The 18,898-nt window shown below is 70.3% G+C and carries 21 protein-coding genes; 11 read left to right on the top strand and 10 right to left on the bottom strand.

Annotated elements, in window-relative coordinates; translation table 11 throughout:
• The first annotated feature begins 55 nt into the window (after positions 1 to 55).
• The 3 genes from RT2_RS04815 (at position 56) to RT2_RS25275 (ending at position 2,770) form a co-directional block, all read left to right on the top strand.
• Positions 56 to 982, top strand: coding sequence for an NADP-dependent oxidoreductase (locus tag RT2_RS04815; RefSeq protein ID WP_072843389.1), 927 nt, complete (start codon positions 56 to 58; stop codon positions 980 to 982).
• A 91-nt stretch (positions 983 to 1,073) separates the two neighbouring features.
• Entirely contained in the window at positions 1,074 to 2,204 is a 1,131-nt protein-coding gene (locus RT2_RS24980; protein WP_092775943.1) for a TauD/TfdA family dioxygenase, read from the top strand.
• Positions 2,201 to 2,770, top strand: a complete 570-nt coding sequence (locus RT2_RS25275; RefSeq protein WP_072843390.1) for an HD domain-containing protein — start codon at positions 2,201 to 2,203, stop codon at positions 2,768 to 2,770. Before RT2_RS24980 ends, RT2_RS25275 begins: the two co-directional genes overlap by 4 nt.
• Here the strand turns inward: RT2_RS25275 and RT2_RS04830 are convergent.
• From RT2_RS04830 to RT2_RS04870, 9 genes are all read right to left on the bottom strand, one after another.
• On the bottom strand, positions 2,748 to 3,512 hold the full coding sequence (locus RT2_RS04830) for a GntR family transcriptional regulator (protein WP_072843391.1): 765 nt from the start codon (positions 3,510 to 3,512) through the stop codon (positions 2,748 to 2,750). The genes RT2_RS25275 and RT2_RS04830 overlap by 23 nt on opposite strands.
• Positions 3,513 to 3,537: 25 nt before the next feature.
• Positions 3,538 to 4,605: an ABC transporter ATP-binding protein gene (locus tag RT2_RS04835; protein WP_072843392.1), complete on the bottom strand. Its 1,068-nt coding sequence runs from the start codon at positions 4,603 to 4,605 to the stop codon at positions 3,538 to 3,540.
• Positions 4,602 to 5,501 carry an ABC transporter permease gene (locus tag RT2_RS04840; RefSeq protein WP_217635585.1) on the bottom strand — a complete coding sequence of 300 codons (900 nt, stop codon included), beginning with the start codon at positions 5,499 to 5,501 and terminating at the stop codon, positions 4,602 to 4,604. Before RT2_RS04840 ends, RT2_RS04835 begins: the two co-directional genes overlap by 4 nt.
• Complete coding sequence (locus tag RT2_RS04845; protein ID WP_245709207.1) at positions 5,489 to 6,376, bottom strand: ABC transporter permease; 888 nt, start codon at positions 6,374 to 6,376, stop codon at positions 5,489 to 5,491. The genes RT2_RS04840 and RT2_RS04845 overlap by 13 nt, the downstream gene beginning before the upstream one ends.
• Positions 6,376 to 7,518: an ABC transporter substrate-binding protein gene (locus RT2_RS04850; RefSeq protein WP_072843394.1), complete on the bottom strand. Its 1,143-nt coding sequence runs from the start codon at positions 7,516 to 7,518 to the stop codon at positions 6,376 to 6,378. The genes RT2_RS04845 and RT2_RS04850 overlap by 1 nt, the downstream gene beginning before the upstream one ends.
• Before the next feature lie 156 nt (positions 7,519 to 7,674).
• A complete protein-coding gene (locus RT2_RS04855) occupies positions 7,675 to 8,130 on the bottom strand; it encodes a MaoC family dehydratase (protein ID WP_072843395.1) in 456 nt (151 codons plus the stop codon).
• Positions 8,130 to 8,906 carry an SDR family oxidoreductase gene (locus tag RT2_RS04860; RefSeq protein ID WP_072843396.1) on the bottom strand — a complete coding sequence of 259 codons (777 nt, stop codon included), beginning with the start codon at positions 8,904 to 8,906 and terminating at the stop codon, positions 8,130 to 8,132. Before RT2_RS04860 ends, RT2_RS04855 begins: the two co-directional genes overlap by 1 nt.
• A complete protein-coding gene (locus tag RT2_RS04865; protein ID WP_245709206.1) occupies positions 8,903 to 9,673 on the bottom strand; it encodes an SDR family NAD(P)-dependent oxidoreductase in 771 nt (256 codons plus the stop codon). The genes RT2_RS04860 and RT2_RS04865 overlap by 4 nt, the downstream gene beginning before the upstream one ends.
• A gap of 1 nt (position 9,674) precedes the next feature.
• Positions 9,675 to 10,898: an acetyl-CoA C-acetyltransferase gene (locus RT2_RS04870; protein WP_072843397.1), complete on the bottom strand. Its 1,224-nt coding sequence runs from the start codon at positions 10,896 to 10,898 to the stop codon at positions 9,675 to 9,677.
• Positions 10,899 to 11,149: 251 nt separating this feature from the next.
• Here RT2_RS04870 and RT2_RS04875 point away from each other — a divergent pair, with 251 nt between their 5' ends.
• From RT2_RS04875 to RT2_RS04895, 5 genes are all read left to right on the top strand, one after another.
• Positions 11,150 to 11,770, top strand: a complete 621-nt coding sequence (locus RT2_RS04875; RefSeq protein WP_072843398.1) for a TetR/AcrR family transcriptional regulator — start codon at positions 11,150 to 11,152, stop codon at positions 11,768 to 11,770.
• A gap of 192 nt (positions 11,771 to 11,962) precedes the next feature.
• A complete protein-coding gene (locus RT2_RS04880; protein ID WP_072843399.1) occupies positions 11,963 to 12,946 on the top strand; it encodes an NAD(P)H-dependent flavin oxidoreductase in 984 nt (327 codons plus the stop codon).
• Between the two features lie 50 nt (positions 12,947 to 12,996).
• Entirely contained in the window at positions 12,997 to 13,545 is a 549-nt protein-coding gene (locus tag RT2_RS04885) for a PadR family transcriptional regulator (RefSeq protein WP_072843400.1), read from the top strand.
• 203 nt (positions 13,546 to 13,748) lie between these two features.
• Positions 13,749 to 14,714 carry a pirin family protein gene (locus RT2_RS04890; RefSeq protein WP_072843401.1) on the top strand — a complete coding sequence of 322 codons (966 nt, stop codon included), beginning with the start codon at positions 13,749 to 13,751 and terminating at the stop codon, positions 14,712 to 14,714.
• A gap of 4 nt (positions 14,715 to 14,718) precedes the next feature.
• Positions 14,719 to 15,480: a pirin family protein gene (locus RT2_RS04895; RefSeq protein ID WP_072843402.1), complete on the top strand. Its 762-nt coding sequence runs from the start codon at positions 14,719 to 14,721 to the stop codon at positions 15,478 to 15,480.
• A gap of 44 nt (positions 15,481 to 15,524) precedes the next feature.
• On the opposite strand, the gene RT2_RS04900 is transcribed toward RT2_RS04895, so the two are convergent.
• Positions 15,525 to 15,893, bottom strand: coding sequence for an antibiotic biosynthesis monooxygenase (locus RT2_RS04900; RefSeq protein WP_245709205.1), 369 nt, complete (start codon positions 15,891 to 15,893; stop codon positions 15,525 to 15,527).
• A gap of 218 nt (positions 15,894 to 16,111) precedes the next feature.
• Between RT2_RS04900 and RT2_RS04905 the strand changes: the two genes are divergently transcribed.
• The 3 genes from RT2_RS04905 (at position 16,112) to RT2_RS04915 (ending at position 18,815) form a co-directional block, all read left to right on the top strand.
• A complete protein-coding gene (locus tag RT2_RS04905; RefSeq protein ID WP_072843403.1) occupies positions 16,112 to 16,885 on the top strand; it encodes a pirin family protein in 774 nt (257 codons plus the stop codon).
• Positions 16,886 to 16,972: 87 nt separating this feature from the next.
• A complete protein-coding gene (locus tag RT2_RS04910) occupies positions 16,973 to 17,881 on the top strand; it encodes a PaaI family thioesterase (RefSeq protein ID WP_072843404.1) in 909 nt (302 codons plus the stop codon).
• A 28-nt stretch (positions 17,882 to 17,909) separates the two neighbouring features.
• Positions 17,910 to 18,815 carry a PaaI family thioesterase gene (locus RT2_RS04915; RefSeq protein ID WP_072843405.1) on the top strand — a complete coding sequence of 302 codons (906 nt, stop codon included), beginning with the start codon at positions 17,910 to 17,912 and terminating at the stop codon, positions 18,813 to 18,815.
• The last annotated feature ends 83 nt before the right edge of the window (positions 18,816 to 18,898 follow it).

Raw genomic sequence — 18,898 nt, forward strand, 5'->3', positions numbered from 1 at the left:
CGGGTTCAGTCAGCGTCTGTGGAATAGATCACCCTCGCCAGACCGTTCCCGGGTCATGACCCATACCGTCGTTGCCCCCGAGTTCGGAGGACCTGAGGTCCTCACCGTGATCGACGAGCAGGTACCGCCGCCCGGCCCCGGCCGGGTCCAGGTCGAGGTGCGCGCGGCGGGCGTCAACCCCGCCGACTACAAGATGTACAACGGTGCCTTCGGCACCGATCCCCGCAGCCTGCCGGTGCGTCCGGGCATCGAGGTGTCCGGCGTGGTGGTCGCGGTCGGCGACGACGGCCCGTTTCGTGTCGGCGACGAGGTGATTGCCTACACCGGCACCGGCGGCTACACCGAGCGGCTGAATGTCGCCGCCACGGACGTCCTCGCCAAACCCGCCGCGCTGCCCTGGGAGCAGGCCGCCGGCCTGCTGACCACCGGCGGCACCGCCGTCGACGCGTTGACCACCACCGCCGTGACAGCCGGTGACACCGTCCTGATCCACGGCGCGTCCGGCGGCGTGGGATCGCTGGCGGTGCAACTCGCCGTCGCGCGGGGTGCCACCGTGATCGGGACCGCCCGGGCGTCGAACCACTCCTACCTGCGCGAGCTCGGCGCCGTCCCGGTCGAGTACGGCGACGGCCTGGCGGACCGGCTGCGCGCGGCCGCACCGGACGGATTCGACGCGGCCGTCGACACCGTCGGCACCGACGAGGCCGTCGACGCCTCATTGGAACTGGTCGCGGACCGTGGCCGGATCGTCACCATCGCCGCGTTCGGCCGGGCGGAGCAGGACGGGTTCCCCGCGATCGGCGGCGGCACCCCGGAGAGCGCCCGGATCCGGCGGGAGGCACGCGCGGGCCTGGTGGATCTGGCCGGGCAGGGGAAGCTCGTAGTCCAGGTCGCGAAGACTTTCCCGCTCGCCGACGCCGCGCGGGCGCACACCGAGCTGGCGGCGCCGCACCCCCGCGGGAAGTTCGTCCTGCTGCCCTGACCCCTGCCCCTACCCGCCGTCGACGAATCCGCCACCCACTGTTCACCGTCACGTTGTCGACCGGACGTCCGGCCCTGCCAACCTCGTAGACATGTACAGCCAAGTTATCGAGAAGAGGGCGATCGCCGTGTCGGTCGTCGACGGCGACCTGAGGCTGACGGTCGACGACGCCGTGGTCGAGGTCGCCGCGGTGTGGCTCCGCGACGCCTGCACCGGCGCCGCGAGCCGCGACGCCGTCAGCGGTCAGCGACTGTTCAACATCGTCGACCTGCCCGAAGACCTCCGGGTCCGCGAGGCCCGCGTTCACGGCGACCGCGTCGAGGTCGAGTTCGCACCCGACGGTCACCGGTCCACCTTCGGCCTCGACGCGCTGATCGCAGCGAAATCACCCGATCCGCTTTCCGACTCGCGCACCGAGCACGGAAAGCGGTTGTGGCGAAAGGCATCCGAGATGTCGCCGCTCCGGTCGTACGACTGGGCAGGGTACCTCACCGACCCGGCCCCGGCACTGCACGACGTGGTCGAGCGCGGATTTGCGTTGCTGCGCGGGGTGCCCACCGAGCCGGGGCAGGTCACGAAGGTGGCCGAGACGTTCGGCTTCGTCCGGGAAACCAACTACGGCAGGCTCTTCGACGTGCGGGTGGAGGAGAACGCGGTGAACCTCGCGTTCACCGGCCTCGCGATCAGTCCGCACACCGACAACCCGTACCGCGACCCGGTGCCGACGCTCCAGCTCCTGCACTGCCTGCACAACGCGTCCGTCGGCGGCGAGTCCGGTCTCGTCGACGGATTCGCGGCCGCGGCGACGCTGCGCGAGCGCAACTTTCGCGCCTTCGAGATCCTCACCCGCACCGCGGTCACCTACCGCTTCGACTCCCCCGTCGCCCACCTGGGCGCGGTGACGCCCCTGATCTCCCTCGACGAGTCCGGCCGCATCCGCGAGATCCGTTTCAACAACCGGTCGATGGTGGTGCCGCGCCGGCATCCCGATCTGGCGCGCGAGTTCTACCGCGCCTACCGCGAGTTCGCCGAACTGTTGTACGCGCCCGAGGCCCAGCTCAACTTCCACCTCGGCGCCGGCGACTGCCTGATCTTCGACAACACCCGACTGCTGCACGCGCGCACCGCCTTTGCCGCCGCCGGCGGCCGCCACCTCCAGGGCACCTACGCGGACCTGGACGGACTACTGAGCACCCTGCAGACCTACCAGGAGACCCGATGACCAACGCCTACGACGCCCTGTCCACGCTGTTCGCCGGAGAGGGCGGGCAGGAGTACCTCGGCGAGCAGGTGTCCATGGCCCAGCACATGCTCCAGACCGGGCGGGCCGCCCGCGCGGCGGGCGCCCCCGCCGAGCTGGTGGTGGCGGCGGTGCTGCACGACGTCGGCCACTTCTCCGGCGCGATCAGCGGCCGGGACCTCATGTCGGGCAACGACAACCACCACGACGCCGTCGCCGCCGAGTGGCTGTCCACGTGGTTCGACGAGGCGGTGACCGAGCCGGTGCGGCTGCACGTGGCGGCCAAGCGCTACCTGTGCGCGACCGACCCCAGCTACTACGACAAGCTGTCCGACGCCTCGAAGTTCACCATGGCGGTGCAGGGCGGAGTCATGGACGCGGCGGAAGTCGCTGCCTTTGCCGCCGAGCCCTATGCCCAGGAAGCGTGCCGGCTGCGCCGGTTCGACGACCTGGGCAAGGACCCCGACGCGCCCGCGGTCACCCTCGCGGACTTCCGCGGCGACATCGACGGGCTGGACCGGACCCTCAGTCCCCGGTCCGCGCGCTGACCCGACTGGTCGCCCCGGCGGCAAGGGAGTTGCGGACCACAAACGCCACGGCCTCGCCGGCGTACAGGTCGATCGAGCACTCGAGGACCTCGCCGACCGGGTCTGTGGTCCGCCGGACCGTCCGCAGCAACGGCGCCCCGGGAGCGAGGTCGAGCAACTCGGCCTCCCGGGGCGTCGCCGCGACGGCGTCGATGGCGTGTTCGGCGTCGGCGAAGACGATGCCGTGGTCCGCCAGTCGGTCGGTGATCGACTCGACGTCCAGGTCGATCACAGAGATCAACGACGCGAGCGACCCCGGGTAGTAGGTGCTCTCCAGCATCGTCGGCACCGCCCCCAAAAGCCGGACACGTTCGACGTGAAAGACGTTGGTGCCCTTCTCGACCCCCAGCTTCTCCGCCACCACGCCGGACGCGGGCGCCAGCGCGGCGCCCAACGTCCGGCTGCTCGGCGTCTCGCCGAGACCCCGCGCCCACCGGGAGAAGCTGACCAGCTCGGTCATCGACTGCACCTTCGGACCGCTCCGCACCTGCCGCCGTGCGCCGCGGCGCGAGGACACCACCCCGGTGGAGCGCAGGAATGCGAAGGCCTGCCGAATGGTCCCGCGGGATACGCCGTACCTCGCCGTCAGCTCGTTCTCCGACGGCATCGTCACCCCGTCGGCGAAGTCGCCGCGTTCGATCGCGGTCTGGATGTCCGCGGCGATCGACCGGTAGAGCGGCAGATCGCTTGCTCCCGCACTCATCTCACTACCGTACCGACCGGGCGGCTCATGCCAGCAGCACCGGGCGGTCGAGCAGGGACACGTGGACTCGGGCGCCGGGCGTCAACGCCCCACCCCGGTGGCTGGCGACGTCGGCAAGCAACTCCGCCCCGTCCGGCCGGGCCAGCCGCAGCCGCGTCGACGCGCCGTAGAAGGTCGCGGCCGTGACGACTGTGTCGCCGTCGACGCCCTCGCGTACCAGCACCGCCTCGGGGCGCGCCAGCACGGTCACCGGACCGGTCCCGGGCCACTCGCCGTCGCAGGCCAGGGTCTGCTCGCCCACCCGGACGGTGCCGCGGTCCACGGCGACGGCCGGTATGTGGTTCATCGTGCCGACGAACTCGGCGACGAACGGCGTCGCCGGGCGGCGGTACACCTCGCTCGGGGGCGCGCACTGTTCCAGCCTGCCGGCCCGCATCACCGCAACCCGGTCCGCGATGGCGAGGGCCTCCTCCTGGTCGTGGGTGACCAGCAGAGTGGTCACGCCCAGGTCCAGCTGGATCCGGCGGATCTCCTCCCGCAGCTGGTACCGGACCTTGGCGTCGAGCGCCGAGAGCGGCTCGTCGAGCAGCAGGACGCGGGGGGCGATCGCCAGCGCCCGCGCCAACGCCACCCGCTGCTGCTGTCCGCCGGAGAGCTGGTGCGGGAACTTGGCGACGTGGTCGGCGAGGCCGACCAGGTCCAGCAGCTCCCGCGCCCGGGCGAGCCGACCGTGCCCGCGCTCGCTGCGACCGCGCAGGCGCAGCCCGAACGCGACGTTGTCCTGGGCGCTCATGGTGGGGAACAGACTGTAGGACTGGAAGACCATCCCCATGTCGCGCCGGTTGGCGGGCAGGCCCGCCGCGTCGGCGCCGCCGACCAGCACCTGCCCGCTGTCCGGCTGGTCGAAACCGGCGAGGATGCGCAGGGCGGTGGTCTTGCCGCACCCGGACGGCCCGAGCAGCGCCACCAGCTCACCCGGGGCGACGTCGAGGTCCAGCCCGTCCAGTGCGTTGACGGCGCCGAAGGTGCGGCGGACGCCGACGAAGCTGACGGCCGTGCCGTCGTTCTCGATTCGGACGCTCGGATTCGTCATGGCTTTGCCTTTCGTGTTCGGCCGGCGACCGCCACCACGATCAGCAGCAGTGCCCACGTGAATGCCAGGCTGAGCAGGGCCAGAGCGACCTGCAGCTGGCCGTCGGTGGCGCCGGACTGGGCGAGCCACACCGGGAAGGTCGGGAAGATGAGGATTTTCGCGATCGTGTACTCGCCCATCACCAACGCGAAGGCGAGGAAGCCCGCGTTGAGCAGCGAGGTCCGCAGGGCCGGGAGCACGACGCGCCACAGCACCGTCGGCCAGCGAGCACCCAGGTTCAGCGCCGCCTCGACCAGGACCGTCACCTTCGAGCCGCGCAGTCCGGCGTCGAGGCTGCGGTAGGTGAACGGCAGGGCGATCACCACGTACATCAGCGCCAGCACCAGGGGCAGGGACTTGTCCTGCAACGCGGTGAACACGGCGGAGACCTCGACGAACTCGCTGCCGTTGCCCCAGCCGAGCACGCCGCGGACGCCGACGACGAGGGCCACCGGCGGAATCACCAGCGGCAGCAGCGAAAACACCTCGACGTAGGGGCGCGCCCGAGGCAGCCGCAGGTGCACCAGCAGCATCGTCGGCACCATCAACGCCAAAGTGATTGCCACCGAGATCAATCCGAGCAGCAACGAACTCGTCATCGAGTCCACGAAGCCGGCCGCAGAGAAGATGCGGGTGTACGCCGCCAGGGTCGGGCCGTCGACCCCGTCCACGGTGAACCAGAAGGCCACCAGGACCGGGCCGAGGAAGTACAGCCCGGCCAGCCCGAGGACCACCCCGCGCCAGTAGCGCACCGGCGGCCCCTCCCGTCGGGTCCGGCCGCGGGGCCGCAGCGGCGCCGTGGTGGGCGCCGGCGGCGCAACGTTCGGCGTCACCGGCGCGTCGATCACTGCAACCATCGCGAACTCCTCCGCTGCATCAGTTGGTAGAGCAGGGTCAGCGGGACCACCACCACGATCATGGACAGGGCCAGGGCCGCCCCCAGGTTCTCCTGCCCGGCAAGGACATTCCCCGACAGCGCGCCGTCGATCCGCAGCGGTGTGATCGCCAGCGTGCCGTTGGTGAGCGCCTCCGCGGTCGCGTACGACGAGAAGGCGGTGCAGAACAGCAGCGCGATGCTGCCGAGGAAGTGCGGCAGCAGCGCCGGTCCCGCGACGTGGCGCCAGTACTGCCAGCCGCGCGCGCCGAGACCGTCGGCCGCCTCCCGCCACTCGGGGCGCAGGCCCTCCAGCGCCGGGGTGATGACGAGGACCATGAGCGGGATCAGGAAGTACAGGTAGACGAACTGGACCCCACCCCGCGAGTACAGGTCCAACCCCAGGTCGTCGCGGAGGGAGAGTCCCAGTCGCTCCTGCACGAAGACGGTGAGCACGCCGGCGTTGCCGATCGCCGCGACGAACAGGAAGGCCAGCGGCAGCCCACCGAAGTTCGCGAGCACCGCCGCGCTGGTGGAGACCAGCCGCGGCAGCACCCCGCCCCGGCTGGTGGCCACCGCGTACGCGAGCACCACCCCGAGCACGGCCGCGATCACCGCACACACCAGCGACATCGTCGCGCTGTTCCACAACGCGTCCAGGTAGGCACCACTGAGCGCGGCGGACATGTTCGCGCCGCCGAACGTGCTGGTGCCGCCCTCACCACGCACCCGGAACGCCGAGTACGCGATGACCGCGGTGGGCAACAGGAAGAAGACACTCACGTAGCCGAAGAACGGCACCAGCCCGAACCAGCTCCACGGCAGGCCCGCGCGGCGCGCGGCAGTCCCGGATCGCACTACTTGACCGTGCTCGCCCATGTCTGCGTCAGGGTGTCCTTCGCCGCGGTTGCCTGTGCATCCGTGGGGAATTCGGCCTTGACGTTGACCGCGGGCAGGTGCTCGGCGAGCGCCGGGTCGACGGTGCCCGCGGCCTGCATCGCAGGCAGGCGAGCCGGGCGGGCGTATCCCGCGAGGTAACCGTTCTGGCCCTCGTCGCTGTAGAGGTATTCCTGCCACAGGCGGGCGGCGGCCGGGTGCGGCGCGGTCGCGCTGATCGCCTGCGCGTAGTACGAGCCGATCGTCGCGTCGCCCGAGACGGCGACGGTCCAGCGCACCCCGGCGTTCGCGAGGTCCTTGGTCTTCGCCGCGTTCAGGTAGTCCCAGTCGACGACGATGGGCGTCTCGCCGGACGCGATCGTGGCCGCGGTCGCCTTGACGGGGACGTAGTTTCCGCTGGCCTTGAGCTTGCCGAAGTAGTCGATGCCGGGCGCGATGTCGTCGACCGAACCCCCGTTGGCCAGGGCCGCGGACCACACGGCCATCAGCGCCGAGTTGCTCTTTAGGGGATCGCCGGTCAGCGCGACCTTGCCCCGGTACTCGGGCTTGGCCAGGTCCGCGAACGAGGCCGGGCACACCGTCACCTTCGCGGCGTCGCAGCCGATCGAGATGTATCCGCCGTAGTCCGCGTACCACGTGCCGTCGGGCGACTTCTGCGACTCGGGGATGCCGTCCCAGGTCGCCACCTTGTACGGCGCGTACAGACCCTCCTGGGCGCCGCTGATGGCGAACGCGGTACCGACGTCGACCGCGTCGGGCGCGCGGTCCTGACCCTTCAGGGACTTGATCGCGTTGACCTCGTCGGCGCTGCTGGCCTCCGGGTTGTCGACGGTCACCGTGATGCCGTACTTGGCGCCGAAGTTGTCGATGAGGTCGCCGTAGCCTGCCCAGTCACGGGGCAGCGCAATGAGATTCAGTGACCCCTCGGCCTTCGCGGCGGCGATCAGCGCGTCCATGCCACCGGCGTCGGCGACCGACGTGGCGGTGGCCGCGGCAGCGGGCGACGCGGTCGCGTCGGCCTTCTTGGTGCAGGCGCTCGAGCCGAGGACCACGGCCCCCGCGACGAGAATGATGCCCGCGTTGCGAATCGATGTTCTGCGCACTTGTCCGACTCCAGGTGAGAATGCTCATCCGCTGCGGCCGAGCGGCCGAGCAGGTCAGACTCTGCGCGGACAAGTTGTATAGCCAAGAGACCGATCGCGACGGTCAGGTGAACGCAACCTGAATGCCTTGGGTCGGCGCCGTCGTCGACGGTCCGTTCAGTCCGCCAGGTACCGGGCGAGTGACTGCGCGACGCACACCGGCTTGTCCTGTGCGTCGCACTCGACGGTCAGGCCGAGCGCCACCTGGACCCCACCGGGGACCTCCTCGACGGACAGCACCCGGCCGTGTCCACGCACCCGCGCACCGGCGGGCACCGGTGCCGGGAACCGTACTTTGTCCAGCCCGTAGTTGACCGCGGCCCGAACACCCCGCACCGCGATGAGGTCCTCGAGGAACACCGACACCAGGGACAGGGTCAGGTAGCCGTGCGCGATCGGCCCTCCGAACGGTCCTGCCGCGGCCCGGACTGGGTCCACGTGGATCCACTGACGGTCCTCCGTGCACTCTCCGAACGCGTCGATCCGATCCTGGCTGATCGTCGTCCACCCGCTCGTTCCGAGGTCGGTCCCCGCCGCGCCGCGCAACTCCTCGATCGAGCCGAAGACTGCCATCACACACCACCCGCCAGCGTGAGCCCGCCGTCGACGACCAGGGTCTGTCCGGTGATCCAACCCGCGTCCCGGGAAGCCAGAAAGGCGACCGCAGAGGCGACATCCTCGGGCTCACCCAGGCGGCCGAGGGGATACCGCGCCACAACCTCGGCCTCCCTGCCTTCGAACAGGGCGCCGGCGAACTTGGTGCGGACCACGGCCGGAGCGACGGCATTGACACGAATGGCCGGGCCGTTCTCCGCAGCCAACTGCGCGGTCAACGCGATGACCGCGGCCTTGCTCACGCCGTACACACCGATGCCGGATGCCGGCCGGACCCCCGCGACGGACGCGACGTTGACCACCACTCCGGGAGCCCCGCTCCAGTGGTCCCGAAGCCGCCGGCTCCAGTTGAGTGCACCGAGGACGTTGACCTCGAAGATCTTGCGCGCCTTTCCGAGATCCGCGTCCAGGGTGGACCCGGCAATCGGGTTGATGCCGGTGTTGTTCACCAGCACATCGATCCGACCGAACCGCTCGACGGTCCGGTCGACCACGTCCTGCTGGTGTGCCTCGTCATCCGCATGACCGGCGACGGCGAGCGCCACGGCCGGGCCGCCGAGTCGTTCGACCGCCTCGTCGAGTGTCTCCTGCCGGCGGGCCGTGACGACCACCCGGGCACCCTCTGCGACCAGGCGTTCCGCCACCGCGAGGCCGATGCCTCGGCTCGCACCGGTGACGATCGCGACCTGGCCTTCGAATCGACCGAGTCCGCACCGCGTGTCCTGAACCGTCATATGGAGATACCGCCGTCCACGGGCACGACGGCACCGGTGACGTACCCCGCCTCGCTGGACGCGAGAAAGGCGACGGCCGAGGCGATCTCGGCGGGATCGGCAAACCGGCCCAGCGGAACCTGAGCGGTCAGTTCGGCACGCTTGGCGTCCGGAATCGAGGCGATCATGCGGGTTTCCGCGTTCGGGGAGATCGCGTTGACGGTGACGCCGAATCCCGCGAGTTCCTTTGCCGCGGTCTTGGTGAATCCGATGATCCCGGCCTTCGCCATCGCGTAGTTCGACTGGCCGACATTGCCACGCAGCCCCGTGTACGAGGTGACGTTGACGACCCGGCCGTGCCGCTGCGCCCGGAAGTGCGGCGTGCACGCCCGGGTGAACCGGAAGGTGCCACCGGCGTGCACGGCCATCACCTGCTCGTAGTCGTCGTCGGTGAGCTTCCACAGCATCCGGTCCCGCAAGATGCCGGCATTGTTGACCAGCACGTCGATCCGACCGGTCTCGGCGACGACCGTGTCGACGACCGTCTGCACCGATGCGGTGTCGCTGACGTCGGCAGCGACGCCGCGACAGCCCAGTTCGGCGGTCGCCTCGTCGAGCGCCCCAGCGTCGAAGTCGACCAGGAAGACGTCGGCACCGGCTTTCACGAAGAGCCGCCCCACCTCGAGTCCGATTCCGCGAGCCGCGCCGGTCACGATCACCGTCTGACCGGCGAAGTCGAAGACGATATTGGATTTAACTGCAGCAGCATTCATTTCAGTGACGTTCATGTCAGCCGACCCTCTCGAAGATGATGGCCATGCCCTGGCCGCCGCCGATGCACATGGTCTCGAGACCGAACTGCTTGTCCCGCTCCTGCAGTGAGTGCAGCAGCGTAGTGGTGATCCGGGCGCCGGTCGCACCGAACGGGTGACCGAGCGCGATACCCCCGCCGTTGACATTCAGCCGGTCGATGTCGACACCGAGGTCCCGGTAGGACGGAATCACCTGTGCGGCAAAGGCCTCGTTGATCTCCACCAGATCGATGTCACCGATCGAGAGACCCGCCCTGGCCAGCGCTCGGCGGGACGCCTCGACGGGGCCGAGACCCATGATCTCCGGCGACAGGCCGCTGACCGCGGTCGCCACCACCCGGGCGAGCGGGGTGAGTCCGAGTTCGGCCGCCTTCCGGTCGCTCATCACCACCACCGCCGCCGCGCCGTCGTTGAGCGGGCAGGCATTGCCGGCGGTCACGGAGCCGGTTCCACGGAACACGGGCCGCAACCCGGCGAGCGCTTCCGCGGTGGTACCGGCGCGCGGGCCGTCATCGGCGTTCACCACGGTCCCGTCCGCCAGGACGATCGGGGTGATCTCCCGCTCGAAGAACCCGTCGGCGATCGCCTTCTCGGCGAGCTGCTGTGACCGCGCGGCGAATTCGTCCTGCTCTGCCCGGCTGACACCGCGGTAGGTGGCGACGTTCTCCGCGGTCTGCCCCATGGTGATGTAGGCGTCGGGGAGCCCGCCGGTCAGACGCGGATTCGTCCATACCGCACCGGTGGCCGCCAACTGCGCTGTGCGCGCCTGCGCCTCCGCAAAGAGCGGGTTCTGGAACTGCTCGTCCCCGGCACCGACGCCGGCCTGCCGCGGGTAGCGCGATACGCACTCGACTCCGGCGGAGATGAAGACCTCACCGTCGCCCGCCTTGATGGCGTTGGCCGCCATCCTGGTCGTCTGGACGCTGGAGGCACAGGCCCTGTTCACGGTGGCGCCGGGCACGGAGTCGAGCCCCAGCTGCAGCGCTACCCGGCGGGCGATGTTCTCGCTCTGCTCGCCGGAGTGTTCCCAGGCCCCCAGGTAGAGGTCCTCCACCGTGTCGGCATCGAGGGCGGGGATCTTGTCCAGCGCGGCGCGGACGATCCGGGCAGCCAGATCGTCCGGACGAATGCCCACGAGCGAGCCCTTGCCCGCGCGGCCGATCGGTGAACGTGCGGTGGAGACGATGACTGCTTCAGTCATGGAGGTCGGCCTTTCGTAGTTGGACCGTGAGGGCGCCGGCTGGGGCACCGGCGAGGTCGATGCGCGAGGGATGCGGCCGACCAGTTCTGTCATGTCCTCGTTGGACCCGGCCGGGATCTTCCGACCCGGCGTCCACCCGAAGACGCTGATTAAGCGCTCGCTTAGTCTGCGGCGAGGGATGCGAGAATGTCAATACCCACGAGACGGCAACACCCGACCCCGACTGCGCCACGACAGGAATCGAGAACCAGGTGACAGGACATCCGCCGGCCGACCCGTCGGCACCCCATGATCGGCCGGGCGCCGATGCGGAACAACGACTGCTCGACTCGGCCCGGGACGCCTTCGCCGCCAAGGGCTACCACGGGACGAGCACCCGGGAGATCGCCGCCGGCGCCGGCATGAGCCCCGCCGCCATGTACATCCACTTCAGTTCCAAGCAGGACGTGCTGCTCCGGTTGATCCTTGCCGGACACGAGTCCGCGCTCGCGACCCTGATCTCGGGCGCCGCCACCACGGGGTCCGCGACAAAGCGCCTCAGATCAGCAGTTTTCTGCTTTGCGAGGTGGCACGCGGAGCAGCACACCACCGGCCGTGTCGCCCAGTACGAACTGCACGCACTCACCGAGGAGAACCAGGCGCAGGTCGTCCGAATCCGCAGGGACACCGTGCGGGTGATGCGGGAGATCATCGCCGACGGCGCCCTGACGGGCGAGTTCGCGGTCGACAACGTGGACACGGCCACCCTGGCCGTCATGTCCCTGTGCATCGACACGGTTCGCTGGTTCCCGTCCCGCGAGCTGCAGACCCACGACGAAGTGGGTGCCGCGTTCGCCAGCATCGCCGAACGCATCGTGAGGTCGTCGGACTGACCCGGAGCCGCCGTCCGATGCAGTCGACTCGACGGCGATCCGAATAAGCGATCGCTCAGCCCGGCGCATTTCGCTTCTTCGACCCGGAAGCGCTGGCGCAAACACCTGTCGCCGAGATATAAGTAATATGAACCTATTGAACCAACCTGTTCGGGTCGAACACCGGACCGCACCGACGCCGAGGAGAAACACATGAGCCTGCCCCCCGTGCTCCAAGACCGGCTCCGCCTGCCCGTGGTGGCGTCGCCGATGTTCATCCTGTCCAATCCGGATCTGGTGATCGCCCAGTGCACTTCGGGCGTCGTCGGTTCGTTCCCCTCCCTCAACGCCCGGCCCCAGCCGATGCTCCGCGAGTGGCTCCTGCGGATCACCGAGGCACTGGCCAAGCACGACGCCAACCATCCCGAGTCGCCCGCCGCGCCCTACGCGGTGAACCTCATCGTGCACAGGAGCAACGACCGCCTCGAGGAGGACCTCGCCACCGTCGTCGAGTTCGAGGTGCCGATCGTTATCACCTCACTCGGCGCCCGCACCGACGTCAACGACGCGGTCCACTCCTACGGCGGCGTCGTGCTCCACGACGTCACCGACAACCGGTACGCCCGCAAGGCGGTCGAAAAGGGCGCCGACGGACTCATCGCGGTGGCCGCGGGCGCGGGCGGGCACGCCGGCACCCAGTCGCCGTTCGCGCTGGTCCAGGAGATCCGCGAGTGGTTCGACGGCCCGCTGCTGCTCTCCGGTTCGATCGCGCACGGGCGCTCGGTCCTCGCCGCCCAGGCCGCGGGCGCCGATCTCGCCTACGTCGGGTCCGCCTTCATCGCCACCGAGGAGGCCGGCGCCGCCGACGCCTACAAGCAGATGGTCGTCGACTCCGCCGCGTCCGACATCGTCTACTCCAACCTCTTCACCGGCGTGCACGGCAACTACCTGCGCGGCAGCATCGAGGCGGCCGGCCTCGACCCCGCCGACCTCGCGGAGTCCGACCCGTCGGCGATGGACTTCGGCACCGGCGAGAAGGCCAACACGCAGGACGGCAGGCCCGAGGCGAAGGCCTGGCGCGACATCTGGGGCGCCGGGCACGGCGTCGGTGCGGTCAAGGCCGTGCTGCCCGCATCCGCGCTCGTCGACCGGCTGGCCGCCGAGTACGCCGCGGCCCGCACGGCGCTGCTCGGATAGGCGCAACCTGTCGAGACGACGCGTCCCGGGCACTGATTAGGGTTCCGGTCATGGACATCAGCAACTCAGGACACGTCGTTCTCGGGATGCTCTTCGTGGGGTCGCGTTCCGGATACGAGATCCGCAAGTCTGCGGAACTCTCGCTCCGTCACTTCTGGTCGATCTCCCCGCCGCAGATCTACACCGAGCTCGGCAAGCTGGAGGAGGCCGGCCTCGTCGAGGGCAGCGACGACCACCAGGGCAACCGGCGCCGACGCCTCTTCACCGTCACCCCGGCCGGCCGCGAGGCGCTGCATCGCTGGGTGCTCGACGAGGGCGACAGCGACTTCGAGATGCGAGACCTGTTGCAGGTCAAGCTGTTCTTCGCCGACGTGCTCGAACCGGACGAGGTGCCCGTACTGCTCGAGCAGATACGGGCGCGGTCGCGGCGGATCCTCCGGAAGTTCGAGCTGGAGGTCTCCCCGGCGGCCCGCAAGACCGTCGAACGGCACGGCGCCGCGTTCCCGCCCAGGGTCGCGGACCTGCACGTGGAGCTGCACCAGTACCTGCTGTCCTGGTGCGATCGGGTGGAGCAGGAGTACCGGCACGGGTCCGACTGACCGGCGCCCCGCACACACCTTCTGTCGGCGGCACACCCCTTCTGCACGTGCAACACCGGTGTGGTCTCGACAACAGGTGTGTGACGGTGCGCCGCGGGAGCACTGCCCACCGCACCGACCACTCCCGGGAATACCTCCGGGCCGACGGTGTTGAGCTACAGTGAACTAGTTGAATCATCAACTACCAAGCCGAAGGAGTCCGCATGCCCGCCGTGACCGTCGACAACATCCTCGCCCTGCCCCGCATCGGCGAGACCGCACCCGACGCCGTCGCCCGCCCGGTGCTCGGCGTGACCACCGCCCCCGTCGGATACGAGGGCGAGGGCTTCCCGGTGCGCCGGGCGTTCGCCGGCGTCGACCTCGAGCACCTCGACCCGTTCATCCACATGGACCAGATGGGCGAGGTCAACTACGCGCCCGGCGAGCCCAAGGGCACCCCGTGGCATCCGCACCGCGGCTTCGAGACCGTCACCTACATGATCGACGGGATCATGGAACACCAGGACTCCAACGGCGGCGGCGGCACCATCGGCGGCGGCGACACCCAGTGGATGACCGCGGGCGGCGGGATCCTGCACATCGAGACCCCGCCCGAGCACCTGGTGGTGAGCGGTGGCCTGTTCCACGGCGTGCAGCTGTGGGTGAACCTGCCGCGCGAGAACAAGATGGCCGCGCCGCGCTACCAGGACATCACCGGCGCCAAGGTCGCGCTGCTGTCCTCCCCCGACGGCGGCGCCCTGGTCCGCGTCATCGCGGGTGAGGTCGACGGCCACCAGGGCCCCGGCTCCACCTACACGCCGATCAGCCTGGTGCACGCGACCGTCGCACCCGGCGCCAGCCTGACCCTGCCGTGGAACCCCGAGTTCAACGCGATCGCCTACGTGCTGGCCGGCGACGGCCTGGTCGGCGCCGAGCGTCGGCCCGTCCGCAGCGGCCAGACCACCGTCTTCGGACGGGGAGACACGCTGACCGTCGCGGCCGCGGACACCCAGGACTCGCGGACCGAGTCGCTCGAGGTGTTCATCCTCGGCGGCAAGCCGATTCGCGAGCCCGTCGCGATGGCCGGACCCTTCGTGATGAACACCAGGGCCGAGGTCATCCAGGCGTTCGAGGACTTCCAGGCCGGACGCCTCGGGTCCATCCCCGCCGCCCACGAGACCCTCGGCTGACGTCATGGCCGAGGTGGCGGTCCAGCGGGCCGGCGACCGCCGGCACCTGAGGTACGGCTGGCTCGACTCGCGACACAGCATGCCCGTCGCGGGCAACTTCGACCCGGCCGAGCACGCCCACGGACTGCTGGTGGTCAACAACGAGGACATCGTCGACGCCGGCGAGGGTTTCGACAGCCACCAGCACCGGGACGCGGAGATCGTCACCTGGGTGCTCAGCGGATCCCTGGTCCACCAGGACTCCGAGGGGCACTCGGGCGTGGTCTACCCCGGTCTCGCGCAACGGATGAGCGCGGGCCGGGGCATCTTCCACTCGGAGCGCAACGACCGCGTGCGCGCCGACGGCTCTCGCGTGGCCGAGCCCGTTCACCTGGTGCAGATGTGGGTTCCGCCGGACGAATTCGGCATCGAGCCGAGCTACCAGGAACTGCCGATCGACGACGAACTCGACGCCGGCAAACTCGTGGTGGTGGCCTCCGGCCTGCCGCGGCACCGCCACGACACGGCCATCGGGCTGCGCAACCGCCACGCGGGCCTGCACGCCGCGCGGCTGCGGCCGGGCGGGTCGGTCACGATCCCCGACGCGCCGTTCGGGCACGTGTTCGTGGCCCGCGGCGCGGTGGACGTCGAGGGTGTCGGCCTTGTCTCCCACGGGGATTCGATCCGGCTGACCGGGACCGGTGGCCAGCGGCTGACCGCCACCGAGGACGCCGAAGTGCTGATCTGGGAGATGCACGCCGAGCTCGGTTCACGACAACGGAGGTAGGCGTCCCCGCCTCCCCGGTCCTGCACGTGCAGATCGAACCCGGATCAGGGCCGCTCGAACAGGTCCACGGCCGTCGTGACGCGGTCGTTGGGCAGTTCCTCGGCGATGTTCCTGCCGGTGCGCAGCCACCCCCCTCGCAATGCCGAACGAAGCCAGTTATCAAGGGCAGCTTGCGTTTCGAAGCGAAGCACGATCACACACACGTCCGAGACACTGCTCTCCTTGAGCCACCCCCCGCCGAGGAAGCCTGGGAAGATCCGGGCCAGGCCGAGGCCGCTCTGAATCCAGTCGGCGAACTCATCGTCACGGCCCGACCTGATCCGGCGCACGATCGTGGTCGTCACGTTCGCGCCGGCCCCTTCGGCCACCCCGCCAGCGGTGTCGGCCGCTCCGACGCCCTCGGTGTTGCTCACTAGTTCCCGCCTCGGCTCCCGCGCACATCCACGCGATGCGACCTCCTCAAAATACCAGCGCAAAAGCCCCGATCACACCGGTCCGATGTGCTGCGCCAGGGCGTAGCCGCGGCCGAGACCCGGTCCAGCAAACGTCAGACGATACGACCGCAAGGTCGCTGGCCTTCCGGACCACCTCCGTACTGTGGAACCCAGGCACCACGAGGAAGGACCCAACCATGACGGCACCCACCACACCGCACGTCGACATCCACCGGGCCGGCGACCGGCTGAAGACCCGGATCGCCTGGTTGGACTCGAAGCACTCCTTCTCCTTCGGCCAGCACTACGACCCCGACAACACCCATCACGGCATGCTGATGGTCAACAACGACGACATCGTGTCGCCGGGACAGGGTTTCGAAACCCATCCGCACCGCGACATGGAGATCGTCACCTGGGTGCTGCGCGGTTCCCTGGTGCACCAGGACTCGATCGGGCACTCCGGTGTCATCTACCCCGGTCTCGCGCAGCGGATGACGGCCGGGTCCGGGATCCTCCACTCGGAGAAGAACGACGCCTGGCGGCTGCCCGGCTCACCCCACGCCGAACACGCCGAACCGGTCCGCTTCGTCCAGATGTGGGTGCTGCCCGACGAATCCGGCATCACCCCCGGCTACGAGCAGCTCGAGATCGACGACGAGCTGATGCGCGGCGGGCTGGTCCCGGTCGCGTCGGGCATGCGCAAACACAAGGGGCAGTCGGCCATCGGCATCGCGAACTCGAACGCCGCGCTGTACGTGGCACGGATGCGCGCCGGCGACACCGTCCAGCTTCCCGAGGCCCCCTACCTGCACCTGTTCGTCGCACAGGGCGAGGTCGCACTCGAGGGCGCGGGCATCCTGTCCGAGGGCGACGCGGTCCGGTTCACCGCGACCGGCGGGCAGCGGCTCAGCGCGGCGCAGCCCGCCGAGGTGCTGGTCTGGGAGATGCACGCACGCCTCGGCGGCTAGGGCCGACCGCCCCATCCGATCCCGCGCCGTCCCGCCAGGCAAGACCCTGAACTACTCGACACCGTCGCGGACTGCTATTGAGATTCCATGACCGCATCCGCAACCCGCCCGCGCGGCGTCGACCCCCTGAACACGATGATGGGCGTCCGCGTACTCGCCATGGCCCCCGCCGGCACCGAGCTGGAGGGCACGATCGGTCCGCGCTTCCACGACCACCGCGGACTGTCCGGGCTGGCCTCGGTCGGCGTGCTCGCCGACACCGCGGTCGCCGGCGCCTTCTACGCCTCGCTCCCCCCGGGCCACCGGACCGTGGTCTCGCAACTCACGGCCGCGGTCGCCGCCCCGCTCCCCTCGGCGGGCGTGGTCACCGCACGGGCCCGCACCGAGCACCTCGACCTCGACGCCGGCACCGGGCTGTCCGCGGGACGGGTCGCCACCGCGGCCGGCACCACCGCGGTGCGCCTGCTCGCCCGCAGCGTCGTCGTGACGCGCGCCGCGCGGAGCGATGTGCACCTCGCCGCCGGCCCCACCCTGGTGATACCGGACCCGGAGCCGGCGGCCCCGGAGTCCCTGACCGGACTCGACGGCCGCGCCGTCGTGGCCGGTATCGCCGCCGGCACCCTCCGTCGCGGCCCCCTGGCGGGACTGCTCGGGATGGAAATCGAATCGGTCGGCGACACAAGCATTTCCGCCCGATTCGCTCCGACCCCGTGGATGAGCAATCAGATCGGTTCGGTGCAGGGCGGAATTCTCTTCTCCGCCGCGGCCCTGACCAGCGGGTTGAGTGCGCAGGCCCTGACCGCCGTCGGGCAGTCGTACCGGCTGCTGGACCTGAAGATCGATTTCGTCCGGTCCCCCGCCGTCGACGGACCACCGATCCGCGTCGAGGCCGAGGTGGTGCGTGCCGGACGCCGGATCGTGCTGATCGAGACCCGTCTGCTCGACGCGGACGGCCATCTGCTCGCCCGCACCGGTTCCAGTGCCCAACTCGAGTGAGGAACACCCGGCTGGTAGACAGGGCCGCATGACCGCGACGGAAACCCTGCGCCTGGATCGCCTCAACGAACTGATGGATGTGCGGGCCCTCGACCTCGAGCCCGGCTCGGTTCGCTTCGAGCAGGAGCTGGGCCCCCGCTTCCACGACCACCGCGGGCGCACCGTCCTCGGCTCGATCGGCGTACTCGTCGACGCCGTCCCCGGCGGCGCGGTCGGCACGTCGATGCCGGCCGGCGCCTCGGTGGTGCTCTCCCAGATCACGGCTGCGATGGCCGCACCGCTGCCGGCGTCCGGCGCGATCGTGGCGCGCGGACAGGCCGTGCACCTCGACCTCGAGACCGGAACCGGACTCGCCACGGGCGAGATGGTCGGGCCGGACGGACAGGTCGCGGTGGTCCTGCAGTCCCGCGGCATGGTGGTCACCCGCCCGGCCACCCACACCGAGGCGATCGCCCGGGGTGAGCGCCTTCCCGTCCCCGCCGCGGAACCCGTCACCGACGCGGCCGAGTTCGCCGGGCACGCCGGCCTCGACGTGGTCACCGGGATCCAGGCCGGCCGGATCGCCCGAGGACCACTGGCCGGCCTGCTCGAGGTGGACCTCGTCGACGTCGAGAAGGGTCGGGTGGCAGGAGAGTTTGCGCCGCGCGAGTGGATGAGCAACCCGCTCGGGTCCATCCAGGGCGGCGTCCTGGTCTCCGCCGCGGACCTCCTGACCGGGCTCGCCGGGCAGAGCCTGACCGCACCCGGCCAGGACTACCGGACGCTGGACCTGCGGATCGACTTCGTCCGCTCCCCCGCCGTCGACGGCCCCCGGATCCGCGCCGAGGCGACGGTGGTGCGGGCCGGACGCCGGCTCGCCCTCGTGGAGACCAGGCTCGAGGACCCGGCCGGCCAGGTGCTGGTGCGCGCGGCCGCCAGCGTCCAACTGGTCTGATCGAGGCGCCCGTTCCCCGCCGGGGTAACTTCCCTTCTCCCGGGGGTTCGGGCGCCGGCCGGCCGGGGCGGAACCGGACGAAT

This window comes from Rhodococcus tukisamuensis NBRC 100609, assembly GCF_001894985.1.
GTDB classification, from domain to species: domain Bacteria; phylum Actinomycetota; class Actinomycetes; order Mycobacteriales; family Mycobacteriaceae; genus Rhodococcus_G; species Rhodococcus_G tukisamuensis.